The sequence below is a fragment of the Sphingomonas limnosediminicola genome (assembly GCF_039537965.1).
Classification (GTDB): domain Bacteria; phylum Pseudomonadota; class Alphaproteobacteria; order Sphingomonadales; family Sphingomonadaceae; genus Sphingomicrobium; species Sphingomicrobium limnosediminicola.
Window position 1 is genome coordinate 1,026,537 of the sequence record NZ_BAABBM010000001.1, and the last position, 18,696, is coordinate 1,045,232.

General features: G+C 56.4%; 16 protein-coding genes. 9 read left to right on the forward strand and 7 right to left on the reverse strand.

What is annotated here, in order from left to right:
• Positions 1-3: 3 nt before the first annotated feature.
• Both ABD704_RS05265 and ABD704_RS05270 read right to left on the reverse strand, forming a co-directional pair.
• A complete protein-coding gene (locus ABD704_RS05265; RefSeq protein ID WP_344698631.1) occupies positions 4-891 on the reverse strand; it encodes a class I SAM-dependent methyltransferase in 888 nt (295 codons plus the stop codon).
• A 220-nt stretch (positions 892-1,111) separates the two neighbouring features.
• Positions 1,112-1,915, reverse strand: coding sequence for a PEPxxWA-CTERM sorting domain-containing protein (locus tag ABD704_RS05270; protein ID WP_344698632.1), 804 nt, complete (start codon positions 1,913-1,915; stop codon positions 1,112-1,114).
• A gap of 623 nt (positions 1,916-2,538) precedes the next feature.
• On the opposite strand from ABD704_RS05270, the gene ABD704_RS05275 reads away from it, so the two are divergent.
• Both ABD704_RS05275 and ABD704_RS05280 read left to right on the forward strand, forming a co-directional pair.
• A complete protein-coding gene (locus ABD704_RS05275) occupies positions 2,539-3,363 on the forward strand; it encodes an N-acyl amino acid synthase FeeM domain-containing protein (RefSeq protein ID WP_344698633.1) in 825 nt (274 codons plus the stop codon).
• A gap of 396 nt (positions 3,364-3,759) precedes the next feature.
• Positions 3,760-4,359, forward strand: a complete 600-nt coding sequence (locus tag ABD704_RS05280; protein WP_344698634.1) for an FxDxF family PEP-CTERM protein — start codon at positions 3,760-3,762, stop codon at positions 4,357-4,359.
• 195 nt (positions 4,360-4,554) lie between these two features.
• On the opposite strand, the gene ABD704_RS05285 is transcribed toward ABD704_RS05280, so the two are convergent.
• The gene (locus tag ABD704_RS05285; protein WP_344698635.1) at positions 4,555-5,949 is read right to left on the reverse strand and encodes a mannose-1-phosphate guanylyltransferase/mannose-6-phosphate isomerase; all 1,395 of its coding nucleotides are present in this window, start codon (positions 5,947-5,949) and stop codon (positions 4,555-4,557) included.
• Positions 5,950-5,985: 36 nt separating this feature from the next.
• Positions 5,986-6,921, reverse strand: a complete 936-nt coding sequence (locus ABD704_RS05290; RefSeq protein ID WP_344700494.1) for a UDP-glucuronic acid decarboxylase family protein — start codon at positions 6,919-6,921, stop codon at positions 5,986-5,988.
• Between the two features lie 301 nt (positions 6,922-7,222).
• On the opposite strand from ABD704_RS05290, the gene ABD704_RS05295 reads away from it, so the two are divergent.
• Complete coding sequence (locus ABD704_RS05295; RefSeq protein ID WP_344698636.1) at positions 7,223-8,308, forward strand: acyltransferase family protein; 1,086 nt, start codon at positions 7,223-7,225, stop codon at positions 8,306-8,308.
• Between the two features lie 141 nt (positions 8,309-8,449).
• Positions 8,450-8,827 (forward strand): retropepsin-like aspartic protease family protein, encoded by a 378-nt coding sequence (locus ABD704_RS05300; RefSeq protein ID WP_344698637.1) that lies wholly within the window; start codon positions 8,450-8,452, stop codon positions 8,825-8,827.
• 51 nt (positions 8,828-8,878) lie between these two features.
• On the opposite strand, the gene ABD704_RS05305 is transcribed toward ABD704_RS05300, so the two are convergent.
• A complete protein-coding gene (locus ABD704_RS05305; protein WP_344698638.1) occupies positions 8,879-10,210 on the reverse strand; it encodes an O-antigen ligase family protein in 1,332 nt (443 codons plus the stop codon).
• A 69-nt stretch (positions 10,211-10,279) separates the two neighbouring features.
• Positions 10,280-11,359 (reverse strand): glycosyltransferase family 4 protein, encoded by a 1,080-nt coding sequence (locus ABD704_RS05310; RefSeq protein ID WP_344698639.1) that lies wholly within the window; start codon positions 11,357-11,359, stop codon positions 10,280-10,282.
• A 133-nt stretch (positions 11,360-11,492) separates the two neighbouring features.
• Between ABD704_RS05310 and ABD704_RS05315 the strand changes: the two genes are divergently transcribed.
• Genes ABD704_RS05315 through ABD704_RS05335 form a run of 5 tightly spaced genes read left to right on the forward strand, consistent with a single transcriptional unit; the run spans position 11,493 to position 17,550 of the window.
• A complete protein-coding gene (locus ABD704_RS05315) occupies positions 11,493-12,863 on the forward strand; it encodes an oligosaccharide flippase family protein (protein ID WP_344698640.1) in 1,371 nt (456 codons plus the stop codon).
• Positions 12,860-14,584 (forward strand): glucosamine inositolphosphorylceramide transferase family protein, encoded by a 1,725-nt coding sequence (locus ABD704_RS05320; protein WP_344698641.1) that lies wholly within the window; start codon positions 12,860-12,862, stop codon positions 14,582-14,584. Before ABD704_RS05315 ends, ABD704_RS05320 begins: the two co-directional genes overlap by 4 nt.
• Positions 14,584-15,600, forward strand: a complete 1,017-nt coding sequence (locus tag ABD704_RS05325; protein ID WP_344700495.1) for a glycosyltransferase family 2 protein — start codon at positions 14,584-14,586, stop codon at positions 15,598-15,600. Before ABD704_RS05320 ends, ABD704_RS05325 begins: the two co-directional genes overlap by 1 nt.
• Complete coding sequence (locus ABD704_RS05330) at positions 15,593-16,813, forward strand: glycosyltransferase family 4 protein (RefSeq protein ID WP_344698642.1); 1,221 nt, start codon at positions 15,593-15,595, stop codon at positions 16,811-16,813. Before ABD704_RS05325 ends, ABD704_RS05330 begins: the two co-directional genes overlap by 8 nt.
• On the forward strand, positions 16,810-17,550 hold the full coding sequence (locus ABD704_RS05335) for a glycosyltransferase family 25 protein (protein ID WP_344698643.1): 741 nt from the start codon (positions 16,810-16,812) through the stop codon (positions 17,548-17,550). Before ABD704_RS05330 ends, ABD704_RS05335 begins: the two co-directional genes overlap by 4 nt.
• On the opposite strand, the gene ABD704_RS05340 is transcribed toward ABD704_RS05335, so the two are convergent.
• A complete protein-coding gene (locus ABD704_RS05340; protein WP_344700496.1) occupies positions 17,547-18,674 on the reverse strand; it encodes a glycosyltransferase family 2 protein in 1,128 nt (375 codons plus the stop codon). The two genes, ABD704_RS05335 and ABD704_RS05340, sit on opposite strands and share 4 nt — an antisense overlap.
• Positions 18,675-18,696 lie beyond the last annotated feature (22 nt).

The following is an 18,696-nucleotide window of genomic DNA, read 5'->3' on the forward strand; positions in this document are numbered from 1 at the left end:
AGTTCACCGAACCACTTCAAGCGGCTTTCGCATTGCGACAAAAGTCGTCATGCCAGTGCGCCGGCGCATCCTATCGATCGTATTTCGCACCCACTCCATCAGAGCCTGACGAGAGAAGGGGTCAAGATCGGTGGGGTTGCGTAGCGCACCGAACGTTGGGGCATCGCTAATCGTGACGATCTTCAATCCATGAAGCGCAGCAATACGCCGATAGCTCGCATGGGTGAAGTAGCTCATATGATGAGGCGGAAAATCGAACGCATCCTCCCGGCGCTTGTTTGGACCGTATTCAGTGTTCGGCGTCGAGTAGACAAGCAGTCCTCCCGGCTTAAGACATGATAAGCTTGCTCGGATGAACGATGCCGGATCAATCACGTGCTCGAGGACCTGATATGAGCAAACGTAATCGAATGATTCGGGTTCGCTTGCGGCCAATTCCTCAGACATCTTTCGATGCACCGGCCACCGCGTCACCTTATTCGCGATCGCATCCCGGTTGAGCTCCAATCCGGCAGCTGCAGCGACGCGCCCCTCGGTTAGCCGCAAGAAATAGCCCCGACCACAACCAATCTCTAGAAGACGGTCGGTGGGAGATGTCAGAGCGAGAGCTTTGCCATATTCCCATCGCCATTCGCGGTAGTAAGCTGCCCAAGCACCTGAAAGGGTTTTGTAAAACTCTTCGTCACCCGCTGCATCAACGGGTCTCCAAAACCGGACTCCCGTTTGATCGCACCTGAAGAGGTCGATTTTGTCTATGCCTCTCGCCCTAAGATCTATGTCGACTCCGCACTTGGCCCTGTACATATCTTCAAGAACGCGGACGTTTAACTCCTCAACCTTGGTAGCCGGTCCAAAAGGGCCGACAATTTTGACAGTCGACGCCACGTCCATTGACCTCGCTTGAGCGGGCGATTCTATTTCAGACTGCCACATCCTAGCATACTTTTGAATGTCTTCCGTTCTGTTGGCTGTTTCGCCGGTTTTACCCGTGCAATCTCTTTGCCCAGTGACTTGTCCGTTACAGACCAACCTCGAGCGTCTGGACGAGCGAAACAATCACAAAAAAACGGCCCGGGATTCATGCCGGGCCGCTTCTTCGTGCTCACGATGTTTAGGCGGTTTGAGTCAGCGCCCCACTTGTGTGGCGCCCGCGTCGCATCGAGAATCCGACCGCGCCGAAGCCCAGCAACATCATAGCCCATGTAGCGGGCTCCGGAACCGCTGGCGGCGGAGGCGAAGTCTGGAGAATGGCGCCGCTATTAGCGGTTGCGCCATACTGGCCGCTCTGGCTGAGATAGCCCACGATGTAGGACCCCTGAGCCAGCGCCTGAGAAAGTTCCATCAGGTAGGCGTCCTGACCTGCCTTACCAACGTCGCTTTGGCCTAGCAGCGTGCGGCTGCCCACATTAGCTTGGTATACATAGAAACCGGTTGTGCCCGGCTGGTAGGTAAGCGTCGTCGGCAGATAAGCACCGATCGGATTGGTGGGACTGGCTGTTATCCCAAGATAACTGTCCAACTGGCCCAATGTCCACGCGGTCGGGCTAACCAGCGAGGCTGTGTAGGTCGAAATTCCGAGCAAGGCACCCGAGATCGTGAAGGATCCAGGCGCGGCCACGTTGTTCGGAACGAGAATGTCGATCAGGAGCGTACCGGTTGCAGCTTTACCGCTGGCAGCAAAGCTGAAAACCGTTGGGTTGACGCCCGTCGGTGTATTGGTCCCGTTGTCGGTGCAAGGCGCTGCCAAGCTGCAGAAACCGTGTAGTGTGGGCGGATTAACTGCGGCCAGCGGCTTCGCCCCAAATGCGGGGCTCGCCGCGGCGAAGACCGCACCCGCAAACGCAGTCATAATAAACTGTCGCATCGAAATTCCCTTCATTGCCCCTGCGATGTCGCGAATAACGACTTCGCTCACATTAACGCCCGAGTAATGGCATTTCTGATAACTACAAGTTAACCCATCCGCAATCTCATGAACACGGGTTTTGCGGATTAGTGCTCAACCAGCTGTCTCTTTTTGGGACGTCGGCGAGATGATCTATAATGTCGGGCAATTAGTTAGTTGATGAACGATGCACTGGGACTCCTTGGGGCATCCAGACGCGCTCCCCTTGTTCAATCGAGCGAGCCACTTCGTCAAACTTTCGCGCCATGGCGAGGTGAGCATTGCGAGCAGCCGGGTGTATCGCCCGGGTTGCCGCCTCTCGCTCTTGCCGAGCTCGACGAGTGAAATACAGGGTTTCTGACTCTATCCACATTTGATGCGGCTTCTTCTCTCAGGCGAGTTCTCTCGCTGCAGCCCAAGACTTCGGGCGCAGCTTTCTGATTAACCGTTTGAGTTTGCACGGAGTTCCGACATATTGAGATTAACTGAGTTCCGTCGCCGAGTCTCAATGGAACTCGCCCCGCGCACAGCTCGACGTAAACTTGCGAATTCGCCCATCCTTCGGCAACTCTTTTCGCTTAGGTAGATTCGGAGAGCGGTGGTCACACCGAATAGAAAAGGCCACGTAGCTGCAAGCGGAGGGGTTCCGACCGATGGAAATGGTTGCCGTGCAAGATCGGCGTTCAAGGCGTCGCCGATCGCGCTCCGGGCGTGAGAGTATCGAACTTCACTCGCTCTCAATCTCAAGCGAGCCGAGCGAAACACAGCCCGATTTGACGATCCGTCTGGCCAATTCGGCCGGCCAGCGAAGTAAAGCCAGCTTGCTGCTCAACCGCATGTATAGTTGGCGCGGATATGGACATAATCACGCGCTCCCAGCCACACCGAACAGCGTAACCTTCACGGCAAGCTCTCAGGACGAAGTAATCGGCACGCTAACCCTGAACGTGGATTCGCCGCCTGGGGGCTTAGCTGCCGACCGTACATTTCCTGAGGAAATCGAGCGGTTCCGAGGCGCTCCTGGCGCTAAGCTCTGCGAACTCGCGAAGTTTGCTTTTGATTCCTCGACCCCTGCTAGGCCGCGGTTAGCAGCGCTGTTCCATATTATTTTCATGTACGGGTCGATGCATTATGATTGCACCGACCTGTTCATCGAGGTGAACCCCCGTCATCGGCGCTTCTACGAGGTCATGCTTGGTTTCGCGCCCGTTGGGAAACCGAAGACGAACGCTATCGTCAATGCTCCTGCGCAGCTGATGTGGCTGAACGTAAACCGGATTCGCGAATTCATTGACCGTCATGCGGGCGATGAATGCGAAACAAGCCGATCGCTCTACAGCCACTTCTTTTCGCCGCAAGAAGCAGAAGGCATCTACGGGCGATTGGCTGCCTTGGGCGCACCCTCCATTGCCCCCCAGCAACGCGAACAACGCGCGCGCCCATTTTTGATCTCATGGCTGCATCCTGATCGGGCTTAAAGCCACTCGCTTGGCGGCGATTCGATGGAAAGAGGAAAATAACAGGCCTCTCAGCTGCTGGTCCAAGCTGAGACTTTAGGCAGCTTAGAGCGAACACTCCCACCTCGACGTGAGATCTTGGTCGCCGGACCCATCGTATAAGCGCGGGATGCCGTCCGACTCGGAGGCGCGCTTCGTTATTTCGCTAGTAGCTGAATCGCGGTGGAGACCCGCTAACTGCAATCCCTCGCACTGAGGCCTCTGCATGCAAAATCCCGGCAATGATGCTCAAAAGAGAGAGCCTCAGCTGTAATCCCAGATTGGGACACCTCCATAGATTTTGCAGTGCGTTAACTGTTTACAGCCTTTGGCGACTGCGATAATGGGTTAACAAGTGTTTAACAGGAGGCAACCCTTATGCGACGGATAATTACCGTATTGGCGACGGCAGCAGCCATCGCATTTCCGGCGGCGGCAGCGGAGGCGACGAACATTGTTCTCACGCCGAACACAACGTATGGCGCGCCTCCAGGCGAATTCGGATATTTCTTCACGAGCGGCGGCATCTCAGGACCGATCAGCGCGACTTTTGGACACCAGGGCATTCCTGGCGTCCTCGCAGGGACTGCGTTTACTGACATGTTCAACTTCATTATCGACGATAACGGCGTTGGGAGTGGTTCGGTCACCACGGCGGTCTCATTTAAGGGCGTGGGCGGCCCTACTGACACGGACCTGCTCTCGGTCTTTGTGAATGGCGTTCTCGCCACGCACACGATCAACGACGGTCTCACGGATCAGTGGTCCGTGACCGGTGTCCCGATCTTCTTCGGCGTCCCGAATAACATCACGATCAACGGCATTGCACGTGGCTCGGGTCAATACGCCGGAACTGCTGAATTCACGCCAGGGGCGGTTCCTGAAGCGGCAACGTGGGCGATGATGCTGCTGGGCTTCGGTGGTATCGGGTTCCAGATGCGCCGCAAGCGCGCGAGCTTGATCCAACAAATCGCTTAACACGCAGCTTACGACCTCGAGCTCCGGGGCGTCCTCCGACGCCCCGGTTTTTTTGCGTTCCGCAACTTAAACATTTGATTGTAACGGCCTCAGCATCGCGGGAGCGAATTGCGGTTCACGTAGCTGGTCTTTCGAAACGTCGCCCTTCAACAGGCATAGTGAATTTTGGTGAACGAACGAGCCTCAGAAGTGGCTCTAGTTGCCTTCTGTCGGAATGATGTCATCGTCGCCCAAATGCAATCCGCACTGCACCTCAATCAGGTGAAGTGGGACCTCCCATCGATTTGCGAGCCCGTATGCGGTTCCAGCAGGGATGAAAGTAGATTGGCTCTCGCCCACAACTATTGCCTCATTCCCCAGGGTCACCTCGGCGCTGCCGTTTACCACAATCCAGTGCTTGGACCGGTGCTGGAGCTTCTGTGGCGATAGCTTGGCGCCGGGGTTCAGGATGATGTGTCTAGTCTGATAGCCTGCACCCTGATCGATGATTTGGCAGCTTCCCCAGGGCCCAGAAAGGCGAGCATCTTTATGGCGGTGCTTGTCGCTGCGAGATTGAAGCTCGTCTACCAGCTGCTTGACTTCCTGCGCGCGATTGAGCGGCGCGATGAATGCCGCATCACGAGTGACCACGCAGACGATACGGTCTAGGCCGATGGCGCCGACGGTCACGTCAGCTTCGTTGCGGATCAGCGAGTTCGTCACATCCATCGCTACCACGTCGCCATTAATGACATTGCCGCGTTCGTCTGCAAGGAACATCTCATGAACAGCGTCCCAGGTCCCTATATCCGACCAATCGAATAGTGTGGGTACCACGAGTATCTCGTCAGAATGCTCCATGACTGCATAGTCGATGGAAATGTTCGGCGACTTGGAAAAAGCTCCAATCTCTGGCCGCACGAAAAGGCCTTCGGCGGTCGACGTCTGCATGGCGGCGGCTGTATGCTCGGCGACAGCTGGCGCATGCTTCTCCAGCTCCCGCCAGTAGGCACTCGGACGAAAGAGAAAAATCCCACTGTTCCAATAGTAGCTTTCGTCAGCTGCAAGCTGGGCTGCAACTTCTGCGCTGGGCTTTTCCACGAACCGCCGCACCTGGCGAACTCCCCCGCTCCTCTTACCAGCCTCAATGTATCCGTACCCCGTTTTTGGCGCAGTTGGCTTAACGCCGAACGTGAGCAGCTTGCCACTGTTCGCCGCATCCACTGCTACTTCAACGGCCTGCCGGAACGCTCTCAGATCTCCGACGAGATGATCGGACGGCATCACCAACATCGGCTCGTCCTCGTCTCGCGCTAGTGCCCAATATGCGGCTGCCGCGATGGCGGGTGCGGTGTTACGCGACGCAGGCTCGAGCAAAATCGCCTCGGGTGCAATCCCAATGCGCCGAAGCTGATCCAAAACTAAGAAGCGTTGTTCCTCGCCCGTCGCAACCAATGGTCGAAGAAAGCCGGTGCCACGACATCGTTCCGCTGTCGCCTGGAGGAGGGATTCCTCACCCATGAGGCGGTGGAACTGTTTAGGTTTGCCGCTCGTGGACAGTGGCCACAGACGCGTGCCCGCGCCGCCTGAGAGAATTACCGGTCGGATCATTGTGGACGGCGTTTTACGGGAGATTCGGCAAGTCGCTCAAGCTGCTGGCGTAGACGACATACCACGGAAATAATCCACGGTGCGCGTGAGCCCCTCTTCGAGCGCTACCTTTGGCTCCCAACCCAAGACGCGCTTAGCTAGGCTGATGTCCGGCTGCCGCTGTTTAGGGTCGTCGGCCGGAAGTGGATGCTGGACCAGCTCCGATCGTGCGCCAGTCAACTCAATCACTTTTTCAGCCAATTGCCGGATGGTAAATTCGTCAGGATTGCCGATGTTGATCGGCCCCGTAACTTCCGGCCCCGTCTCCATCAGCGCGATCATTCCGTCGATTAGGTCGTCGACATAGCAGAATGAACGAGTCTGACTGCCATCGCCGTAGATGCTGATCGGATCGCCACTTAGCGCCTGGATAATGAAATTCGAGACAACTCGACCGTCCGCGGGATGCATTCGCGGACCGTAAGTGTTGAAAATTCGCATCACTTTGATCGGCAAGCCGTGTTGCCGGTGGTAGTCGAAAAACAAGGTTTCCGCGCACCGCTTTCCCTCATCGTAGCAGGAGCGCGTTCCGATCGGGTTTACATGGCCCCAATAATCTTCAGTCTGCGGGTGAACCGCCGGATCGCCGTAGACCTCGCTGGTTGAAGCCTGGAGAATCTTGGCCCCGACGCGTTTGGCGAGTCCGAGCATATTGATCGAGCCATGAACGGATGTCTTGGTCGTCTGCACCGGGTCGTGCTGGTAGTGAATGGGAGACGCTGGACACGCAAGATTGTAGATCTCGTCCACCTCGACGAAAAGCGGGAAAGTGATGTCGTGCCGCATGAATTCGAAATGCGGATGGTTGTGGAGATGCGCGATATTGTCCTTCGTGCCCGTGAAAAGATTGTCGACGCAAAGAACGTCAAAGTCCTTCTCGATAAGGCGCTCACAAAGATGTGACCCCAGGAAGCCCGCGCCCCCCGTCACCATCACCCGTTTGCGCAAAGTGTAGGAGCGCGACAGTGTTCAACCCTTCCAAGTGCAAACGAAACAACCGCGTCCGTCAGGCTGTCTGAACTGATTCCAATTGCACGACTGGCGTAAAAAATACGAAAAATCCAGCAGTAACCTGGCGCTGATCGGAAGTGGTACATGGCGAAAGTTCTCTGAAGCAAGTGCTTGCTCGCTTCGGTCCAAGCTGCGCAAGAGTCTCACGTCTGACTGATGGGATTGCAAACGAGTGATCATAGGACAGAGTTCACGCTCCAAGGCTTCGGAGGCTTCTGCCGAAATGACCGTCTCCCCTCCCGCAGTCGCGCCGAACTCCGATCTGCCCGGCACCATTCTTTCCATTCAGATCCTACGATTTGTAGCGGCATTGAGCGTGGTCGTGTTTCACTCGCATCATGCCCTGGTGGCCCGCTTCGCCGGTCGGGTTCCCGGGCCCGTCGACCATGCTTTTTATGTCGGTGCCAGCGGCGTGCATGTCTTCTTCGTCATCAGTGGTTTCGTGATGGTGTACACCACCTTTCGCTCAGGTTTGACGCCGGGGGCATTCTTGTCACGCCGCCTGATCCGAATTTATCCAATCTATTGGCTCGTCGCGGCCTGCTACCTAATTGCCCATCATTGGATAGGCGGGGGCTACGAGCTAAGCACACAAGAGTATTTCGGTGCACTGTTGCTGCTCCCTGGTGAGGCGTCACTGATCATTGGTCCAGGTTGGACGCTGTCGTTCGAGATGTACTTCTATCTTTGCTTCGCGCTTGCTCTCTTTCTGGGCCTTACGCGTGGTCTCATTCTGCTTTCTAGCTTGTACATCCTCTCAATCGCTGCAGGTATGCTGATTACGCATACAGAACCTTTAGCTGCCTTGATTACCAATTCCCTGCTGCTGGAATTCGTCGCTGGTGCTGCTGTCGGTTACGCATTTGCTCACGGTGTCAGACTGGGGCGGCGGACGGGCGGAGTGCTGGTGACAGTTGGCGTTAGCTTATTTGTCAGCGGCTTTTGGCTCCCATACGAGCGCCTTCCATCGATCATATCTTGGGGGATCCCCGCACTCCTTCTCGTCAGCGGCGCGCTGGCCTTCGAAATGCGGTTACGCTCTCCGTTCGGCCGTCGCCTCGCCAAACTCGGCGACAGCTCCTACCTTTTATACTTGTCCCACGTGCTGCTCCTCGACTTGATTCTCGCAACGCCCGTGGCTGCCTTTAATCAAGATGAGCAGACAGCGATTCTCCTGTGCTTGCCGCTCTCTGCCGTGTGCACGATTGTTGCTGCGCTCGGCTATAACATCGTCGAGTTCCCGCTCCTGAAGCTCATGAAACGGGCCGTATTGAGGCCACGGAAGGTGCCTTCGAGCCTTCCCGGGTAACGTCTTGATAACCATTATGCTTCTATTGCTCTGCCCATGCTCCGCGCGTTTTCAGTCGTACTGACGATTACCGTTGGAGCAGCTATTGGGTTCGTTTGGCCTACGTCACAGAGCTCGAGAGCAGCAGCAGTCCAGACCAACGTGGCAGACGTCGTGATCGCGCGCAGCGGCGATCATCACTATTATGCCGACGGAAGCGTCAACGGGCACCCGGTTCACTTCATGATAGATACCGGCGCAAGTGCAACGGCGCTTACGGAGGACGATGCAAAAGCCGTCGGCATAGCCGTCGACCCGTCGAAGTTTGAGGTAATCGGCGACGGTGCGTCTGGCATCGTGCGCGGTCAATATGTTGAACTCCGAAGCATCGATCTGAACGGCCTTCGGCAGGAGGACGCTAAGGCAGTCGTCGTTCAAGGAGCGAGCGTTTCGCTGCTTGGACAACCGTTCCTTGAAACAGTCGGCGAGATTGTCATTCGGGACGGCGAGATGCGCCTGACTGGCAAAGCGGGAACGTAATTCCGTTAGTCCTCTGCCGGCTTTGTCACATTCATGTCTTACTCGAGTCGGTCAGACACCCTGTCGCACCATCGAGCCACCGAGCTGGACTCCCACCGGAACTCTTTTGGAGACTGCAGCCCTGGCCCGAGCGGAAAGCGAAACCACGATGCCTGAGGCAATCGCAAATACGTAATGCAAGTCAAAGTGCATGAAGACCCACTCGTAGCCCACGTGTATTGAGACGATGATCATAGACGCACCGAAACCTGGAATGAGCTCCGACGCCTGATCGGGCCATGTGCGGCCAACAGCACGGATGGAGTATAGCAACAGGGTCGAAAGTAGAGCGACGAAGCCGCCAAGGCCGAGAAAGCCCAGCTCTGCTGCGACCAGATAATATGCACTGTGTACGGGCGCAGAACGATTTGCGTAGTTCCAAGGGACCCCTGCGCGCTCAGAGTACCCGCCTAAGTTCGCGACGAGCACATAATTATTCGCTCCTACGCCGAGCGGATGATCAGTGATCATCATCACTGCCGCGCGCTTCATGAGGGTTCGTTCCTCATTGCTAGATTGTCGATCTTGCGCTGAGCGCCGATCGAGCGCCCAGAGCATTGCGGGAAGCGATAGGACTAGCAGCACGAAAGCAGTGCCAGCTATCGCAGCTTTGCGACTGGTGCGTCGGTGCATTAGCGAAAGCGCGATTGTGAGTACCACGCCGATTCCGAACAAGCCGAGCGTTGCACGAGAACCACCAACAATACCGCTGATTAGCCCGCCGAGCACAACCAGGCTCGGAAAAAGGAAACGGCGGCCGCCGAGAGCCCAGGAAAGCGCCGGGAAGGTCACCATGCTGGCGCTTAAGCCTAGGAAGTTGGAATGGCCTAGATTCCCGCCGGGACGCGGGTCGCCGGAAAGGTACTGCCGTGTTGCCAGTATTGACTCGTAAATAAGTCCCAGACCTGCCCCGGCAACCATTGCGAGGGGAGCTTGGGGCACTGCGGAACAAAGCCGGAATACTGCAACGAATAGGACTCCTGCCCGCATTAGCTGCCAAACATAAAACAGGGCGGGCAACTTCTGGTAGGCAACGGCCGTGGAGACAGCCACGCCCACCATCAGCAGCAAGAAAGCGAGTTTCAGCGGAAGCGGAATGCGCGCTTTTGGTGTGGAAAAGAGCACGGCGACCGCGACCGCATCGAGCAGCGAAACTTCTATGCCCTTAACGGTGCCCTGCCACCCTGCCCACGAATATGGTGCGGCATAGAGATGTGGAACTATGACGAACGGTAACGCGCCGATGGCGAAGGCAGCGTAGACGAGATACTTCTGATTTGACCGAAACAGGCCAATTAGCAAAGGAACCAAGATTACGAGGCCGGCAATGAATACCCATTTCACGGACTTGTTATCCTCTGCCTGATCGCTTCCAAGCGGCCAAAAAAAAGGCTGAGCGGTGGCGAGCGTCTATCACTGGAGTATATCGCCAAAAAAGTCATGATACTTGATGGCAACGGATCGCCAACCAAAGTTCAGCGCTCGCTCGCGACTCTTCACGTTATGGACAAGACTGGGGTGAAGAGCCTGCGTTATGGCTTTAACGAGCGCATTGAGCGATCCCGAAATCGCCAAGGGTGCATCGTCGCCCAAAATCCAGCGCGTCCTAGCACAATCCCAGGCGACTACAGGTAAGCCAGTCGCAAGCGCCTCAACGTACACATTACCGAATGACTCATCGAGAGATAGATGCATGAAGAGATTTGCACATCGGTAAAGCGCTGGCATATCCGAAGCGGGAACCGTAATTTGATGGAAGCGGCCCGGCAAAAGTGTAGCGGCGAGTCTGTGAAGTTCTTCCCGTAGCGGACCATCACCAGCAACGACGAGATGAGCACCTGGGATGCGCGCCACGGCCTCGATGCCTTGGGAGACGTTCTTACTCGCAATAAGGGCGCTCACCATCAGGACCAGTGGCACCATTTCCGGTAGGCCAAAGCGGGTTCGTTCGTCAGCCCCAGGAGTGAAACGTTCGAGATCTACTCCATTCGGGATCAACGCTGAGCGATACCGTAACCGATTACGCTCGAAGTAATCGGGGTTGATGCAGACAAGCCCGTCGCATTTGAAAAGCCGAAACTCCGCCCTGTTTGAATGCGCTGGCCAATCACCATTCTGAGTAACGAAAACGTGTTTTGGTCGCTTGCCGAACACCGGGCGTCTCAGAGCCCAGTGCGTGAATGGGAAAGCACACGTCACTGTCACGTCGAAATCGCTCGGGCGGAACTTAGTTAACAAGCCCGGCGCGAAGGTCGCATCTTCCCAACTCTCCTGGCTTCGCAAGGCAGGGAAGTTGGGCCACCCCTGAAATCGTTCTCGCGGCAATGCGGGGACATGGATGAATCGGTACGGGTCGTTTGCTTGAACGACGCCCGACCCCATGAGGGTGACCGTATTGCCTAGCTTCGTCAGCTCCCGAGCGATCGAGGTGAAGGCAACTTCGGCGCCACGATGAACGCGATGCAGGCCCGACAATGCAAACAGGATTTTCACTTGATCACTGCTACAGCGCCTGACCAATAGGAATCTAGGTGAATTCAGAACCGTCGTTGGCTGCCGTCCCCCCATGAGACAAGGATGCGTGCGGGGCTGCGAGAACCGTTCAGAGGCGGATAAACAGGCAAAGATGTTTCTTGGGATCTCCAAAGCAATGTTCGTAAGGCTTGCATGGGTCGCGCTCACCTTCGGGGGAGTGCAATTCTTGCGCCTGATAAACAACGTCGTTCTTACTAGGCTGCTCGATCCAGCAGTATTCGGAATAATGGCGCTTGTTCTCGCGCTGCGCGTAGGACTCGAGCTAGTTACAGACGTCGGAGTATCGCAAAATATTATCAGCAATCCACGTGGAGACAATCCGGATTTTTATGACACCGCTTGGACGCTGCAGCTCGTGCGAAACCTCGCGCTTGTTATCATCTGTATTGCGCTTGCCCGACCAACGGCGAGCTTTTTCCATAGCGAGCAATTGGCCAGAATTCTTCCGGTTGCCTCGATATTCTTCATTTTTTCGGGTTTGGAATCGACAAGTAGGGGACTGCTGCGCAAGCAGTTACGTATAGCGCGATTGGGCATTTTTGAGATTGCCTTAGCCGTCATTTCGTTAATCGCTCAGGTAAGTGCAGCTCTGGCGTTCCGAAACGTTTGGGCAGTTGTCATTGGTATGATGATTTCATCCGCTTCGATCATGATCGTAACTTATTTGTATCTTCCCGGTATTCGACATCGGATCATAATTGACCGACAAAGCGCGCACGAGCTCTTCCACTTTGGGAAGTGGGTATTCTTCTCTTCGATGGTCTACTTCTTCGCTATGAACTTCGATCGTCTATATTTTGCTAAGCAGATCACTTTAGCTGAGCTCGGTGTATACGGCATTGCTCGGAATTTAGCTGACGTCGTCAGCCAACTGGTCGCTCGGGCGAGCGGATCGGTGCTCTATCCTAGCGTCGCGGCTGCAGGCCTGGAGCCTATGCAGCTCAGACAGAGGCTGTTGCGGGGCAGGAGGGTAATGCTGGCCCTAGCGGCCGCGGGAGTGGGGGTCTTTCTTTCACTTTCTCACCTAATCATTGGCTTGCTCTACGACCCGCGCTACGAGGGAGCTGCAATAATCCTCCCAATACTTTGCGTAGGCGTGTGGTTTTCAATTCTAACCTCTTGCAATGATTCAATATTGATGGGTCTTGGGCGGCCGGCGTTTCCGGCTTTCTCAAATGCAGGCAAGCTAGCAACCTATATAATTGGAATGCCGCTTGCCTTTTATTACTCTGGGTTCATCGCGGCCGTTGCAGTTATAGCTAGCGGGGAGCTAGTTAAATATGTTGTGCTTTGGGCGTTTACGCGTAGGGAACATTTTCACTTTGGCCGCGATGACCTCGTCCTGACAATTTTCTTTGGGTTGGTCGCCCTCGTAGCGCACCATATTCTTGTTATTGCGGGCCTGGGTGGCGGCGTTCAGCAGATCCACCTGAGATCATTGCTGGAAGCGGTCAGCATATGACCGAGCGCTCGCCACATCAGGAAGAACGCAACCTCCGCCCAAACGTGCGCATAGGTCTTTTATGCAACTCGGCGGAAATCGCCGCTTGGCAGGCAGAGTGCATTCGTAACGTGCAGAGCCTTCCGTTCACGGAAATAGTCGTTCTGACCGTTGACGCGACGCCGACATCACCACCGGACTCGCTTTGGGCGAGACTCCGGCGAAAACTCTCGAACGGCCTTCTCTTCTGGCGGATGTACGAACGTTGTGTCCTAGAGAATATCCCTGCGAACAAAAGAGTCTCTCTGCCGGAGGACATCGCGAATTTACCCACCGTTCAATGCGTGCCGTTGAAGGTAGGCAAATACCGACAGAGATTTGATGACGCTTCTGTCCGCGCGCTCCGCGAGTACGACGTGGACGTGTTGCTCCGCTTTGGGTTCGGTATCCTGACTGGTGAAATCCTGACGCTTCCTAAGTACGGACTATGGTCCTTCCACCATGGTGATCCGGAGCACTATAGGGGCGCGCCGCCAGGTTTCTGGGAAATCCATAATAAGGAACCAGTTACAGGAGTCGTCCTCCAGCGGCTGACTGAAAAACTCGACGGCGGCATTGTTCTTCACTCCGGTTGGTTCAAGACCAACATTGCGAGCTATCCTCGATCGCTCAATAGGACTCTCATGGGATCCGCGCACTTCGTAGCGCGAGCACTGATCGACTTGCGCCGCGACCCATCCGCGCTCGTTGATCGGCCCTGCGTCGCCCTATGCGGGCAGATATATCGATACCCGCGGACTATCGCTGTTTTTGAAATGCTGATGGTCAGCGTTCGTGCACGAGTTTTCGAACTGTGTAGATCCCTCTTTAGCCATCAGCAGTGGGCGATTGGCTTCGTCCAAAAGACTCCCGAGAAGCTGCTCGAGGAGGCCGGAGAGGCCGCAACACCGATCCAAGGCGTAAGCTGGCTTCCGGAGCCTGCGGGTCGGTTCCTAGCGGACCCTTTCGCCGTAGATGGCGACTCTGGCGTGATCCTCGCCGAAGAATTCGATTGGAAGACGGGTCGAGGGCACATAGCGTCCATCAGGTCCGACATAAGTGACCCTATCGATTCACGGTCGGCGGTTCGAGAGGACTTTCACTTATCGTATCCGTACACGTTTGAGCATCAGGGGGAAATCTACTGCGTCCCTGAAAGCGCTGAGAACAACGAAGTCGCCCTTTATATTTTGAACCAATCAACAGGGACCTGGGTCAAGCACAAATCTCTTCTATCCGGCTGCGCGGTGCTCGATCCGACCATCTTCTCACATGAAGGCCGTTGGTGGTTGTTTTGTACAAAGTCAGGAGCGGGAGCAAACGAGGCGCTTTACGCCTGGCATGCTGAAGACCCTTTGGGAGATTGGCATCCTCATACTGCCAATCCGCTAAAAGTAGACGTGCGTAGCGCTCGTCCCGCAGGGCGACCGTTTGTGCATGACGGGCACCTAATCCGCCCGGCTCAAGACTGTTCCACGGGATACGGCAATGGGATCTGCTTCAACCGGATTACAAGGATTACGACCGACGAGTTTGCAGAAAACTTTGCCGGCCTCCTACTTCCTGAGACAGGCACTTATGGGCGTGGTCTCCACACTATTTGCGCAGCGGGACCAAGGAGTATCGTGGACGGAGCTCGATCGGTATTCATCGGAGCCGAATTTTGCAGAGTATTGCGCAAGAAGTTCGGCGGAAGTGTTTGATGCACCAATGTGATGCAGCTGAAGTCGCGATCGTCGTGATCGGACGAAATGAGGGAGAGCGGCTTGGACTGTGCCTCAACTCGGCGGTGAAAGTCTCAAGCAAGGTCGTTTACTCTGACTCCGGTTCCTCGGACGGTAGTCAGGATCTCGCCCGCTCACTTGGCGTCGCGGTCGTGGAAGTGCCCGGCTCCGCACCCATGAACGCCGCGCGAGGCCGAAACGTAGGCCTAGCTTACGTTCGAGCGCACTTCCCCGATGCTCGTTTCGTCCAATTTCTTGACGGCGATTGCGTTCTGGAGCGGGATTGGGTCCGATGTGGACTAGAATTCTTAGTGTCGCACCCGAAAGCTGCGATCGCTTGTGGACGCAGGTTTGAAGCCCATGCCGACGCCTCTTTGTATAACAGGCTCGCAGACGAAGAGTGGTGCACCCCTATAGGGATGGCCGACGCATGCGGAGGTGACTCGCTCGTCAGGCTTGCCGCAATCGACGAGGTTGGACCCTTCAATCCTCGACTAATGGCAAGTGAAGAGCCTGAATTGGCCGCCCGACTGCGAAATGCAGGCTGGCAAATCTGGCGGCTCGATGCGGCCATGTGTGAACATGACGCGCGCATTCTCACTTTTGCACAGTGGTGGCGCCGAACGACGCGATCCGGTTACGGCTATGCGCAGGCGTGGGCGGCCACGAGAAACATCCCCGAGCAAGTGAACGTAAAGCTCTTGAGAAGCTCTATCGCTTGGGTGCTCGTATTACCCGCCGTTACCGCCATTCTCGCAGTAAGCTCCCGCAGCCTAATGACGCTGCTGCTTTTACCACTTCTGTATAGCGCGCAAATCTTGCGCATGGCGGCGCGCCGGCCGGATCGAACCGGCTTCGGATTGAAGGCCAGCGCCATGCTAATGCTAGCCAAGGTCCCAGAATTGATCGGAGCTGCACGTTTCGTCGTGTTGCGGCGGCGCTCTTCGATGATTGAGTATAAGGGTTTAGTGCCACGCGGACCGGGCAATGACTGATCGCGGCGTACGCATAGGGTACCTCACATCTCAGTACCCCGCCACCTCGCACACCTTTATCAGTCGGGAAGTGGCGGCTTTGCGGAAATTGGGCGTGCCGCTGGAAACCTTTAGTGTACGCCCGCCACTGCCCGACGAAATGCGCGACGAGAAACTCCGGAGCGAAGCGGAGGCAACCTTCACAATATTTAACCAACGCGCAACCGGCATCATGGCCGCTCAGCTAGCAATGGCTCTCACAAATCCCGTTGAGGTCTCGCGCACGTTGGTTCGTGCTCTTCGGCATCGTCCCCCCGGGGTGAGAGGTTTCGCTCTGGCCTTCGTCTATTTTGCGGAAGCGCTTGTGCTCGCTAGGGAGTTGCGGCGTCAAAAGATCACTCATCTTCATAATCATTTCGCAAATGCCGGCGCAATCGTCGGGATGCTTGCATCACGGTTACTTCAGATACCGTGGAGCTTCACCATGCACGGGATTTCCGAAACTGATTATCCCGCTGGGCTGATGCTCGGCAGGAAGATCGAAGCTGCAGAATTCGTAGCCTGTGTTTCTTACTTTGGCAGGGCACAGGCCATGCGGGTAGTCGAGCCTGACCAGTGGCCAAAGCTTCTGATAGTCCGCTGTGGACTCGACCTCACTGTTTTGCCTCGCCGCCGGCCGAGGGGACCTGTCGTCCGTCTGATATCAGTTGGGAGGCTTTCGCCTGAGAAGGGCCAGGCAGGATTACTCGCTGCGTTCAGCGAGGCGCGACGCGACTATCCTAATCTTAAACTGGAAATAGTTGGTGATGGTCCGGATCTCGACAAGCTTCAGCAGCTCGCGGCAGATTTGAATCTCACTCAGTCAGTAACTTTTGCTGGCCGATGCGGGGAGCAGCAAACGTTAGAGCGCATAGTGAATGCAGATTGCCTTGTCCTGACAAGCTTTATGGAAGGATTACCCGTCGTGCTCATGGAGGCGATGGCCCTTGGCACACCTGTCATCGCGAGCCGGATCGCGGGTATTCCCGAATTGATCGAACATGGTGAGTCGGGCCTGCTCTTTACGCCTTCCGACTGGCATGACCTCGCCAATTGTATCCGCGGACTGACCCGCGACGACGCGCTTCGCAGCCGAGTAGCTGCCCAAGCGCGCGTTGTGGTGGAGCGCGAGTTTGATATCGAACAATCGGCCAGAACTCTCGCGGCGATCTTCTTGAACGAGCGCGTTCGATGACTGTATTTCAGCGCTTTGACCGTATCCGGATAATCAATCTGGCCTCGCGCCGAGACCGTCGCGCGCAAATGACAGGTGAGCTTCGTAGACTTGGCCTCGACCGCGACACCCGCGTTCAATTCGTTGATGGGATAATCGTCGACGACAAGAGGCCATTCCGGGCGCCGGGGGAGAAGGGCGTGTTTCTCGCGCACCTTTCCATCCTCACGGATGCGGCCGCGGCAGGCGAGAGCGTGCTGATCTTAGAGGACGATGTGGATTTCACCCCCGCTGCCCGCGAATGGGAGCCTTCGCCCGATTGCGATGTCTGCTACGGCGGTTACAATGCGATCAATCCGGACAGCCTTGAGGACAGCGACATCTATGGAGCGCATTGCATGGGGTTCAGTGCGCGAGCCGTCAAAGAACTTGTCCCCTTCCTGACCGGTCTTCTGAAACATCCGTCGCCGCCACCCATCGATGGCGCTTATGTCTGGTTCCGTCGTCAACGTGAAGGTTTCAGCACGGAATTCGCGACACCCATTGTTGCGGTTCAGCGCCCTTCCCGCTCCGACATCACGCCAAGTCATCGGCTCGACTTCGTCCCAAATTTCGCCAGACCTATGGGATTGCTAAGAGGCTTCAAACGCGAATTGCGACGAGGCCGGCTAACCTTTGGACTTCCCGAGGCAATAGTCGTGGCAGTAATCGGAGTTGGAATCACCATTGCCGCGGCGTGGCACTACTCGGGACGTTAACGGCCCGTGCGCAGCCATTCGACGGGTGCGCCACGGCGAGCAAGGCCCAGGTAAAGCGGAACCTTCCACAGCACGTAAAGAGGTAGGCGTAGTAGTGTTGTACCCGACAAGTAGCTACGCCCCTCAAGCGCCCACGCGATTGTGAGAACAGTCAATGCGAGGATACCTACCACCAGTTGGACCAACAGCGGCCACGCGTCGCCACCCGCGAATACCGCTGCACCTCCGAGGATTCCGGCGGCGAAGTTGAGCAAAACGAGCAACGCCAAGGGCGGAACGCTCAGGTCTAGCGCCGCCGCGATTCCGCGAAGGTCGCCCCGCGCTACGCTTCTCGCAATCGTGCGTGGCACCGTCCGCACCGACGTCGCCAGATAGCCGCCCTCCCATCGTCGTCGCTGAACAAGTGTCCCCGCCTCCGACGCCGCAGCGCTCCAGACTGTGGCAGCCTCAACTAACACTGGCGGTACCCGCTGAGTGGCGAGTTCAAGCCCCAGTGCCAGATCCTCTACGATGTTATCACCGCCAAGGTTGGCGGTCTCGAATAACCGCCAAGGCAAAGCCATGCCGGTCCCCGTCAAATGTGCTCTGCCGGCAAGGCGCTGCAGGCCGCGTTGTCGGATGAGGTTCTTGACCATGAACGCGAAACTGGAAATCTGAACCATCGGCGGCGCGTTGCGGTCCGGCGCAAGAAGATTAACCGCCTGGCAGGCCCGCCCAGTTGATCTCGCCGCGGCAGAAAGACCTTGCAGGCTTTCGCCGTCCATTCTGCAGTCTGCATCGAGCACAATGATGATCTGAGGTGGGTTGTGGCGAAGCTGCTCGCGAGCTGCGCAAAGAGCAAATCCCTTCCCCCGTCGATTAGGATCCTGTCGGACCACGACCCGAGCACCAGCTGAAAGTGCAAGGGCGGCCGTTTTATCAGTGCAATTGTCGGCGACGACCAAGATCGGAAAACGACCGCTGGCGCCGGTGATGATCTGCGTTACCGTATCGCAGATCAATGCCCCTTCATCGTGAGCCGGAATGACAATCGTTGCCGAACAATCTTCTAGGACTGGATAGCTGCCTCCGAGGCGCTGAAGGCCTGCAAATAGCTCCACTGCGAAAAACCCAGTGACGAGCACCAGGGGGGCCAAAATGAGGGCA